At 69.8% G+C, this 10,826-nt stretch carries 6 protein-coding genes and 2 pseudogenes; 5 read left to right on the top strand and 3 right to left on the bottom strand.

The window, feature by feature from the left end; all coding sequences use genetic code 11:
* Positions 1 to 545 (top strand): annotated as a pseudogene (locus FRZ03_RS04320) (hypothetical protein); the annotation flags it as partial.
* 701 nt (positions 546 to 1,246) lie between these two features.
* On the opposite strand, the gene FRZ03_RS04310 reads toward FRZ03_RS04320, so the two are convergent.
* Positions 1,247 to 1,468 (bottom strand): hypothetical protein, encoded by a 222-nt coding sequence (locus tag FRZ03_RS04310; protein ID WP_146463793.1) that lies wholly within the window; start codon positions 1,466 to 1,468, stop codon positions 1,247 to 1,249.
* A gap of 577 nt (positions 1,469 to 2,045) precedes the next feature.
* Here FRZ03_RS04310 and FRZ03_RS04305 point away from each other — a divergent pair.
* Entirely contained in the window at positions 2,046 to 2,486 is a 441-nt protein-coding gene (locus FRZ03_RS04305) for a PspA/IM30 family protein (protein ID WP_186785248.1), read from the top strand.
* A gap of 116 nt (positions 2,487 to 2,602) precedes the next feature.
* Here FRZ03_RS04305 and FRZ03_RS04300 read toward each other — a convergent pair whose 3' ends face one another.
* The gene (locus FRZ03_RS04300) at positions 2,603 to 3,109 is read right to left on the bottom strand and encodes a fascin domain-containing protein (protein ID WP_146463792.1); all 507 of its coding nucleotides are present in this window, start codon (positions 3,107 to 3,109) and stop codon (positions 2,603 to 2,605) included.
* A 583-nt stretch (positions 3,110 to 3,692) separates the two neighbouring features.
* On the opposite strand from FRZ03_RS04300, the pseudogene FRZ03_RS41115 reads away from it, so the two are divergent.
* Together FRZ03_RS41115 and FRZ03_RS04290 are read left to right on the top strand one after the other, a co-directional pair.
* Positions 3,693 to 3,820, top strand: a pseudogene (locus FRZ03_RS41115) (IS701 family transposase); the annotation flags it as partial.
* Between the two features lie 480 nt (positions 3,821 to 4,300).
* Complete coding sequence (locus FRZ03_RS04290) at positions 4,301 to 4,657, top strand: DUF6233 domain-containing protein (RefSeq protein WP_146463791.1); 357 nt, start codon at positions 4,301 to 4,303, stop codon at positions 4,655 to 4,657.
* Positions 4,658 to 5,358: 701 nt separating this feature from the next.
* Here FRZ03_RS04290 and FRZ03_RS04285 read toward each other — a convergent pair.
* On the bottom strand, positions 5,359 to 6,522 hold the full coding sequence (locus FRZ03_RS04285; RefSeq protein ID WP_146463790.1) for a metallophosphoesterase family protein: 1,164 nt from the start codon (positions 6,520 to 6,522) through the stop codon (positions 5,359 to 5,361).
* Between the two features lie 637 nt (positions 6,523 to 7,159).
* On the opposite strand from FRZ03_RS04285, the gene FRZ03_RS04280 reads away from it, so the two are divergent.
* A partial coding sequence (locus tag FRZ03_RS04280) for an AAA family ATPase (protein ID WP_186785247.1) occupies positions 7,160 to 10,826 on the top strand: 3,667 nt, incomplete at its 3' end.

Here is a 10,826-nt window from a genome sequence, read left to right as displayed (position 1 = left end):
GCGTCGCGGTCGGCTACATAGCCCCCGGCGGGCAGATCACCCACTACGCCGCGCCGCGGCCGCTCGTGCGCGGCCGGCACCAGGTGGGAGTGCTGCCCCGGCAGGCCGACTGCTTCCAGGACCGTGCGGCCGCCGCGCAGCTGAAGCAGGCCGTGGCCGAGGGCGGCACGGTGGTGCTGGGCCAGGTGCTGGCCGGGATGGGCGGGGTCGGCAAGACACAACTCGCCGCCCACCACGCCCGCCAGGCCTGGGACAAAGGAGAGGTGGACCTGTTGGTGTGGGTCACCGCGGCCACCCGTACCGCGGTCGTCTCCGCCTACGCCCAGGCCGCCACCGACCTCCTCCACGCCGACCCCGCCGACCCCGAGCGGGCCGCATCGGCGTTCCTGGCCTGGCTGCAGCCCAAACCCGCCGGCGACCAGCGTCCTCGCGCTCCGGAGGCCATCGTGAGCGTCTTCGCCCCAGCTGGGCTCCCACCCGTCCACGTCGAAGAGCAGCACTGGGTTGTCCACTGCAACCAGGGAGAGCCACTCAAGAGGACATGAACGTCGGAAGGCCGGCTGCGGATCGCTGAGCGGGCCGGCCCCTCCCAGTCAATTCCTGACGGCGGGGCGGGCGTCCAGCGTCACGCGTACATGTTTCGCAGTGATCGGGGCGGGTGCACCGGGCGCCTGCCGGCGGTGCGGTGGGCGGTCATCGGAGTGGCTCCTGCGCGCCGGGCCGCCCTGCTGGGTGGCGATCGAGAGAGCAGCGTGCTGGGCACCCCTTTACCGGCGGTCTGACAGCCACCGGTAGCAGGCGGCATCCAGAGCGGAACCCGGCGGTGGTCGGGGCGGCAGCAGGCCGGGGCAGTGGGCATGGTCGGGCTAACCATGCTGGGCGAGAGAGCCCGATTTGATACTCCAGCTGTAGATCGTGATCTTCATGTCCGCGCTGCTGCTTATTACCGGTAGTGACTGGTGCGTCCTCGCGCCTGGTGGCGCCGGCGCCAGTCGGACCCAGACGAGCCGGCTGGTCGGCGCGGGCCGCGGCCCCGGGCGGACGGATGCAGCTCGGCCTCGCGGGGGGCCGCGGTTTCAGCGGCGAGCTCGGCTTGGCCGACGTCGTCGGTATCCGGATCGCAGACGGTGCCCGCCGCAGCGGCGAGCAGCTGCCGAGGCGCTTTTACATCGCGAGTTCCGCCCGCCCGCGGGCGTCGTCGGCCGGGTCCTCGTGCCGTAGGTGCTGCGGGCGAAAGTCGGTGCGGTCAGTCCCAGATGGACAGGCGGCTGGCGTACGGCGTGTCGTCACAGAAGTAACTGACCGCCAGGCCGCGTGCCACGTAGTCCTTGCCGGCCGCGTCGCAGGCGGCGGCCGTCGGGTACATGCCGACGTAGACGAGCCCAGCGGCCTGGGCGGACGGGGCGAGCAGCAGGGCGGCCGCGGCCACCAGTCCGGTCAAGCTCAGGGTCGAGATGGTTTTGCGCATGGTCGTGGTGCTGCCTTCCTGTCCGTGGGCGAGAGGACGGGCTCTCCGGCCGTGATGATCCGGCGCTTGGAGAGCAGTTTCCTCCACACTCGACTCCGAGAGCAATGGTTCAGACCAAGTCGGGGCCTCATCGAGGGCCGAAGCTGCAGCAACTTGGCATGGCCTGGGGCTACTTCGAGGCTCAGCAACTGCGCCGGTAGGCGCGGCGCTCGGCGCAGCTCGCCGCGATCGATGAGGACTGGCGGCCCGCGTGGCCGGTGGACTGGCAGCGCGCCTACGCCGCCGTCGCCCGGCTGCTCGCCCTCGGTACCGGTCTGGCCGACCGCGAGGACGGTGTCGGTGGCCGCGGCGAAGGACAGCAGCCCGACCGGGCGGGCGAGCGGACAGACACGGCCCACGGGAGCGGGATGGGTGCTGGAGCTCGGACAGGGCGTGCCAAGTCGCCCGGCAGATCCTGGGATGCGCTCTCTTCACGGCTGCGTCTCATACGGCCTGTGTAGAGCCTGCCGTGTGCTATCGCCGTCAGGTGGGCCGGCCGTCCCGTCCGGCCCTGGCGGGACGACGTGGAGCTGGCCGCATGAACGTCAGCGAGCTCCTGCGGCTGCTGCGGACCGAACACGATGAATCCGCCGCACGAGCCGACAACCTGCGCGAGCAGATCGGGCGGCTCACCACCGCCCTCGCCGAGACCGAAGCCCGTCTGGCTGAGCTCGCTGCCACCCGCAAGGTGACCGAAAGCCTTACCCCTCCCGACCACGCAATGGCCCCCGCGGAGACCGCCACCGTCTACCAGCGCATCGTGACCGCGTTCAACAAGCACCCCGGGAAGGTGTTCCGCGTCCGCGATCTGCACGAGCACCTCGGCCTGCCCACCGACGAGCCCTCGATCAACGTCACCCGCTCCCGCCTGGGGCGACTCGTCCGCCAGGGGTTCCTCGAGCAACCCGGACGCGGCCGCTATCAGAAACGGACGACATCCGTGACTTCGGCGTGCAGACCACCGGCAGCCCCTGCGTGAGTTCGACCAGCCCTCCTGGGGTGGGCGGCCCGTGGTGTGTGTACACGCCTCAGGAGGGTGCCGCTCCGACAAACCGTTCCGGCCCAATGCGAAGCACGGGGCCGGAAGGGATCAAGCTATGCCCTGTCGAGGAAGAACTTCTCGTCGCCGCCGCCGTTGGCGTTGTACTGGCCGTTCACCGTTCCGCCGGGGCCGGTGGCGGTGGTGACCCCGCTGCCGGTCACCATGCGCAGGAAGATGTTCGTGAAGGTCGCCGACTCGAAGGAGAACGAACCGTCGGTCTGGGCGCGCGCACGGAACTTCTCGTAGGGGCCGATGTACGACTGGCAGTTGACCGTGCCCCCGCCGCTCATGTCGGTCGGGACCCCGGTGCCGTCCATGCGCAGGAACACGCTGGGGAAGGCCACCGACTCGAACGCGTACGTGCCGTCGGCCTGCGGCCGGACCTTGAACGTCGTCCAGGCGCCGGTGCCGTACTGACAGTTGACCTTGCCGCCGCCGGGATCGCTGGGGGCGGTCACGCCGGTCCCGTCCATACGCAGGTACACGTTCGGGTAGTGCGTCGACTGGATCGTGATCGGAGTGTCTCCGAGCTTCGCGAGGTCGGCTTCCGATAAGGCCATGCTGGCCGTTCCTTCCGTCTGGGGATATTACGGACGAGTTGGATGAGCGCTGTCGCTGGCACATTTCGCGGCGCTGATGTGATGACGTGAACGGGGCTGCAGCGAGGTTCCCGTTCAGCGAATACCGCGTCGCGGCGGGGATCCTCTGGATCGAACCGAATTGCCCTACCGGGTCCGTGCCCGGCCTCCCGTGATCGCAGGGAGAAGTTCGTCAAAGCGCAGGAGAGCATTGAATGCCGCAGTAAGGCACGCTTTCTGCCCCCTTTTCCTGCAGTAGCAGGCCCCGGTACGGACTGTATGGGGGTGGGCACGGTCTGTCTACCCCCGGCACTACGGAGGGGTATGCCAGCGCCCTGGTTCCCGCAGCCCCTTCCGGGGGGCCCGGCACACCGGCCTGATCCCGGTCCCGGACGCGTCGTCTTACCAGCAGTCCCGGACCGCCATCGAGGTGCTGGACGTCGACGCCATCCGAGCCGCCGACGCCCACCCCGTCGGTCTCCGGCGGCCCAGCGGCAGACCAGATCGCCGACGCGCTTGACACCCCGAGCGCGACCACGTGCGGCGAGCGGGCGAACGTACGGAAATTCGCGATGACCTGCAGAAATACGTTGCCGAGAAGCCGGGGGACCCGGCGGGAGTGCTGATCATGGACGACACCGGGTTCGTCAAGAAGGCACGGTCTCGGACGGGGTGCAGCGGCAGTACTCCGGCAGGCCGCCTGGTAGGACAACCGCGGGTGGGCCGGGCCCACCCCTGCGTAACGGCTTTGGGGCGTCACGGTGCCGCCGGAAGCAGCCACCCACGCCGGGCGAGGACGCTAAAACGATCTCCCTGTGGAGAGAGTTCGGCGCGGAAGCGGAAGGCTGTGGATACGTTTCGGCGCCCAAGCCGACAACCGGGGCTGGCGTCCCCGCCCGTGGGGCTCGATGCTGCCGCGGCCGCGCGAGTGGGACCGGCTCACTGCCTACGGTGGTGCGGTGACACCGCCTTCCGACGCCGATCCCGAACTCGTGCCCGTGCCGGTCCGGGTCGTACTGCCCCCCGATCCTCTGCTTGGGACCGAGCAGTAGAAAGTCGTCGCACGGCTATGACAGCGGCGGCAGACCGAAACCGGGCGGGTCTATCCCGTGGGGCTGCCGTCGACCGAGATCGAAGGACGGCGGTGTGGAGGCGGCGGAGTACCGAGTGTAGGTGCGCGCCCCCAATCACGTACGGCCGGTCAAAGACGTCGACTACGACCAGGTCGTCACCGAGAAGCTGGAGCGGTCACCGCAGTCGGTGGTCCGTGAGGTCCTCGGGGAGCGCCGTCCTTCGGGCTGGGTGCTGCAGAAGGTGCGCGACGGCCGCGGCCCGGCCCGCTCCGTCCTGCCCGTACCGGACTGCGAGGAAGCACCGGCGGGCGCGCCACTGCTCGATGTGGACCGCGCCCTGGACGCGGCAGAGCACCCGGGCACCCGGCTGTGCACGCTGTGCGGAGCCGCTCGGGAACTGACGCCTCTGCTCCGCGGCTTCGACCACATCAAGGACACCGCCGACGACGACTCCTGACCCCGGCCGCCGCACCGTCGGCGGCACTGGCGCGTCGGCCCCGCCCGGCACACAACACCGGCGCGGCGCCCCGGTCCCCGGCAGCGTTCACGGCGCCCATTCCGCCCCTCCCTCATCCTCAACACCAGCCAGGGCATGGGCGAAGGGGGTCGCAACGGGGATGTCAGCGGCCCGACCACGCCGTACGCCCGCAGTGACCTGGGCCGACTCCAGGACGCTGAGACGACCCCCGTAACCTCTGCCGCAACACGTTGCGCAACCCCTACCGCAACCCGGGTCCACCTCCCGGCTTCCGACGGCGGCCTCCGCTGTGTCGGCGGCCGGGCGCGGCGGCCCCGCCGACGCGCAACACCCGTGAGCGCGCCCCGATCCCCGGCTGCTGCCGCCTCGACGACCGTACGGCGGTGCGGATGCTGACGGGCGTGCGCCGCCGCCCTGCCGGACAGCACTCTGGTGATCGCCCTGCCGGACCGGCACGAGAACCTGATCCCCTTCGCCGCCACCCATGTCCTGCGGCTGAAGCCCACTTTCCAGGCGGCGACCGTCGAGTAGTCCGGGGCAGATTCACCGCGGCCTCGCGGCATCTACCCTGGTCAGGCGCCCCATGCCGCGTGTCTGGACATATGGTGGGGTCGACGGCGTCGCCGTGGGGCCGTCTCCCGTGCGTGTGCCGCCGATGCCTGTTCCTCCCGGGCGGGGCGTCACTTGCAGGTGCCGCTGCCGGAGTCGCTGTACTTCAGCGCCGTGGAGTCGAAGCCGGGGCCGGGCAGCACGGGCTTGTAGTCCCAGCTGTAGCTGTGGGGCTTGAGGGTGAGCTTCATGACGCCGAAGGCGCCGGCCTGGGCGGTGACCACGTTGGGGTTGTCGTAGTCGCCGGGCGAGCCGGCGAGGGTGTCGAGGGCCTCGCCGCCGGAGCCGACGATGAACTCCGGGATGCCGTGGGCCGGGTCGGACTGGCCGGCGGGGTTCATCGGGCGCAGCCGGGCGTACGCGTGCTCGTGACCGTTGAGGATGAGCGTGGCGTGGTGCTGGTAGAGGAGCTTCCACCACGCGTCGGTCGCTGCGCCCTCGGCGCCGCCGGCGCCCGGCGCGGACGCGGGCACCGTGGCGGTCGAGGCCGTCGTGGCGCTGAAGGTCGCCTGGTGCCAGTACGCGATCGTGCACGGACGGTTGTTGGCGGCCAGGTCGTTCGAGAGCCACTGGGTTTCCTGGCCGAGGAGGCCGTTGTCCGTCGTGGAGCAGTCGTGTGTGAAGGCGTCGGAGTCGCACTCGGCGTTGAGCGAGATGATGTGCCAGTTGCCGAGGTCGTAGGAGTACCACCCCTGGTTGTCGGCGGTGTCGTCGCCGGCCTGGCCCTGGGTGTTCGGCGTGCCGGCCTGGTCGTGGCCGTTGAAGTAGCCGAAGTAGCCGGCGCCGTTCTGCCCCTTCTCGTTGTCGCCCTTCTTCGTGTACGGGTAGTACTCGTGGTTGCCGGGCGCCGGACGCTCCAGCATCTTCAGTCCTCCCCATGCCTGCTCGAAGGATTTCTCGAAGTCGGTCAGCTTGCCGACCTGGTACTGCTCGTCGCCCAGCAGTGCCACGGCATCGGGGTGCATGTCCGTGGCCTGCTTGGCGGTGGCGAACTCGGCGCTCATGCCGCCCAGGGTGGGGCTGCCGCACTTCAGCGACGCCGGGGTGGACGCGTTCTCGTCGTCGGCGGGCTCGCAGGCGATGTCGCCGACAGCCGCCAGGGTGTACGAGGCCGCGCTGTGGTGGGCGTAGGGCCAGTCGTTGTCGCTCTGGTTCACGGCGGCGACGGCGGTGCCGGTGACCGCGAGGACGGCCAGGCCGACAGCTGCGGAGGAGACCTTGGTGGCGCGTCTCATGCGCGTGTCCTTCCAACTTCGTGAGTGATCAGCGCACGTTAGACAGCCGATCCGGTGAGTTGGTACCAACACGTTCTGACGGCCGTGTGAACTCCGTGCGAACCTCGGTGACTTCGTCTAGGAGTGCTTGGTCAGGTTCGTGCGCCGGTGGCGTGTCCGTTTGAGCGGGTGTGTCGTTGACCGGGTGTGCTGAGCGGTGCATCGCAAGTGCACGGCATCGTCGGCGGGCGCACCGGTGCGCCCGATGCACCGCACCGAGCGCACCGGATGCCGGGATGTCCTGCACCCCCCGACCGGGTGGAGCCCACCGAGTGGACCGCCCGATCCGCACCACCGTGGTCTCCACTCGCCTCCGCGCACGGGCGCGCGGTGGAGTCCCCCGTGTCCACTCATCCGCGGCGGCGGCCTCGTGCGGTGCGCCATTGGTTCGGCCGGCCGCCGGGGTACTGCCGGAGCGGTGTCGGGCGGGTGGCGGGCCGGTGACGAGTACAGCGCCATGCGCAACCGGGCGGCGTCGGCTCACCTACTTCCGGGGCCCACCATCTAGATCAACACCCCAGGCCGGGTCTACTCGCCGGGGCCCTGGATACGCTGGCCCCGGGAAGGACGACGGTTGGACCAAACGCGGGGTGTACAGATGGAGTTGACGCGCGGCGCCCTGGTACTGGGCATCTCTCCGGAGTACGGCGAGAATGCCGGTGCAGAACCGTCGTTGGAGGAGCTGCCCCGCCTGGACTTCGCCGAGGCCTACGCCCATGACCTCCGAGAGACCCTGGAGGGGTTCGGCTACACGTGTGTTGGGACGCCTCCTGGCCCGGCCGGCCCCGCCATGACAGCGGATGCCCTTGAGGACGCTATCCGCAGTTCCGTCAAAGGCAGGCACGGCGTCCTGATCGTCCACCTTCTCGCCCATGGCGTGCTCGCCGAGGAGGGAAGTGGCGGCCTGTACGTCGTAGGGGCAGACGGGCGGCGGCCCGACACAGACGTCGAGGGGTGGATCAAGTGGGTTGAGGACCACGACGACCGCCCCAGCACCCTGTTCATTCTCGACACCTGCTACTCGGGGCGTGCCGCGGCGTACGCATGGCAGGCCCTGGCACGCGCCGAGCGGCGCAAGGGTTGGGTGATCGCTGCGAGTTCCGGCGACTCGCCCGCGTACGACGGCCGCCTGACCCGCGCAGTCGTCAACGTCCTGCGCCGCTTCAGCCAGGAGAGACTGCGGGTTCATGAATCGCTGCAGTACATCCCGCTGAACAAGTTCTGCCGCGAGGTGAACAAAGAGGTCGCCCGGCTGGCGCAGGGCAGCTGGACGCAGGATGCCTATTCCTCGTGGGTCCCGATGGGTACCGACCTCTCGCACCTGCGCTTCTTCCGCAACCCGCGCTACAGCGCCCAGCTCGGCTCCGGGCTGGAGCTGGATCCCGATCTGACCGCACTCCTCGACGAATCCGTCGATGTCACCCCCTTCGCTGGTACGGCGCCCGGCCTCGTACCGGAGCCGGAGCGCTTGTTGCCTGCGCTCGACGACGCCGTCGACGTTGTGCACTTCGCCAGCAGGGCATCCGGTGCCCAGCAGGTGCCCAGCGCCGCGCACGTCGCCTACTTCCAGGGGCGCGAGGAGGAAGTGCAGAAACTGTGCCGGTGGCTGCGCGGAAGTGGGCAGAGGTCATCACTGGGCGTCGTCACCGGCAAGGCGGGGGTCGGTAAGTCGGCCCTTCTGGGTGTGGTGGTGTGTGCCGCCCACCCGAAGCTCCGACAGAAAACACGCCATCTCTGGCAGCGCTTCGCCGATATTCCCGCCATGCCCGACCTCGCTGTCGTCCACGCACGGCACCGCTCCGTGACCGAAGTAGCCGCGGCGGTGGCCCGCCAGTGGAAGCTGCCGGAGGCCCCGCCAGACAGCCCCCACTGGGACATGGAATGTGTCGCAGACGCTCTGCACGACCGCGATAGACCACCCGTCCTGATCGTCGATGCGATCGATGAGGCCGAGGAACCCGAGCGACTGGGCCATATGCTGCTTCAGTTGAGCCGTGAGCGGCGCGCGGACAAACAGCCCGTGGTCCGGCTGCTCGTGGGCCTGCGCCGTGACAGCCGCTTCACCGCCCTGCTGGCGAGCGCCCGCCGCAGCGGCGGCGTAGTGGACCTCGGCCGGGTGCCAAGGCCCCGGCTACGTCAGGAGATCCACAACTATCTGCGCGATCTGCTGACCGCCACGCCCGAGTATGGTACGGCCGAGCGCGAGCCCGCCGCCGACACCATCGCCCGGACGGCGGCGCATGTCCTCGTCCCGCGGTTCGGAAGGCGGCTGGGCTGGGGCGAGTTCCTGGTAGCCGGACTGTACGCCCGGCACGTTCTGGACGGTCCGCCCGTCACCAATGTGGCACACGCCCGGCGGCTGGCGGCGGAGGTGCCGCGTGGGCTGGGGCAGGTCCTGGAGATGGACCTGCGCCAGCGCGGAGAAGGGGCCGTGTTGCTGCGCCCGGTGCTGGCAGCCTTGGCCTTCGCGTATGGCCAAGGCATGCCGGAGGAAATCGTCCGGCTCGTCACAGAAGCCTTCCTCGCTCCGCAGGCGGACCCGGACGGCCCGGCGCCGAACGCCCTCGAAGCAGAGGACCCGGAATCACCGGCCCCCTCGCCGAAGGAGCTAACACTGGAAGACGTGCGCGCCGCGCTCGAAGCGGCACGGTTCTATCTGCGGACCGCTGTCGACGATGAGGGCAACACGGTCTACCGCCTCTTCCACCAGGGCCTGGCCGATCACCTCCGGGCCGAGCCCTGGCACTCCCCGGGCGCCGTGGTCACCGGCGGTCCCGAGCGCGCGGAGGGCACCGACGGCAGTGAGCCGGGAGCTCGGCATGCGCGCGCGGTGTGGGCGCGTCTGCTCGCCGAAATCCGGGCCGCACCGGGCGGCTGGGCGACGGCCCACCCCTATCTGCTCGTGCACGCCGCCCGCCATGCCCATGAGGCAGGAGACCTTAACGCCCTCCTGGCCGACCCCGAGTTCCTCGTGCACGCGGCCCCGGACGCGCTGCGACACATCCTGTCCGATGACCAGATGGACGAGCCGCATCCGACGAGTGCCGTCTACTTAGCCTCGTTCGGCAGTCATGAGGCCGCGACCCCGCAGGCCCGCCGTCAGATCCTCGCCGTCGATGCCGCCCGGGCGGGCCTGGCAGACCTGTCGGCGACTCTACTGAGATGGCTGCCATGGCGGGTACGGCACATCACCGGAACGCCTGGGGTCCAGGCACACAGGGGACAAACCGCCTTGGCAACGATGCAGTCAGCGGTCGGCAGCGCCACCGCCACGGTTTGGGACAGGCGAGCCATTGGTCCGTGGATCTATGCGCTTACCGTACTGCGCGAGGACGGACGCCTGTTCGCCATCACCGCCTCACCCGACGGTTCTATCCGGAGCTGGGACGTGGAACGGGGAACCATGGTGTGGGAGACGGAGAGAGACTCCGAGCAAAAGATGTTGCGGCTCGCCCCGCTCACCGTGGAGGGCCGGACCCTTCTGTTCTGCTGGGCCTGGCAATACGGCCGTAGGTACGAACGGCCCAGGGACAGAGGTATGTCGGTCTATCTCCAGGACCCCGGCACCGGGAAGACGCAGGCGTTTCTCGGCCCAGCCAAAGCTCCATTCACCGTCCACGGGCCACGCGCCCAGCTCGGCGCCACTGCCAGCGCGGCCACGGAAGTCCTGATCAAAGGCCACGCGCACACTGTCATCGGGTTCATGAGCGGCGGCCTCGCCCTGTGGGACATGACCGACGCCACGCAGGTGCGGTGCACCGATGCCTTCCAGGGGAGGGTGACTGCCCTCGCCACCATGACCCGGGAGGCACGCTCGTACGCTCTGGCCGGAAGCGAGTACGGCGAGCTGTTGCTGTGGAGGTTGACCGGAGAGCCCGATCTCCTGAGGGCCGCGAGCGGAAAGGTAGGTCCTGCCGTCGTTGGCATCACACCGTTCGGCCTCGACGGTCGCCCGCATGCCGCGGTCACAGACGCCGACGGCGGTATCACCGTGTGGGATCTGAGCGCCTCCCCGGCGCCGGTGGTACGGGTCCCTGGGGAAGGGTCCCAAGTCGTCACCCTTGCCATTCTCACCGTGAGGGGGCGGCCGCACGTCCTGACCGGGCACGTCGACGGCGTGCTGCGGCTGTGGGACCCGGCCTCAGGGGCCCGATTGCTCGAACTGCGGATCCCCCATGGCGCCAACGTGGCGGTGGTCGGCGACGACGGCCGCATCCTGCTCGGCGTGGGCGGCGATCTGATGGAACTCCGCCTGGACCCAGAGC

The organism is Streptomyces misionensis (genome assembly GCF_007896895.1).
GTDB classification, from domain to species: domain Bacteria; phylum Actinomycetota; class Actinomycetes; order Streptomycetales; family Streptomycetaceae; genus Streptomyces; species Streptomyces misionensis_A.
This window is presented reverse-complemented; position numbering and strand designations above follow the sequence as displayed.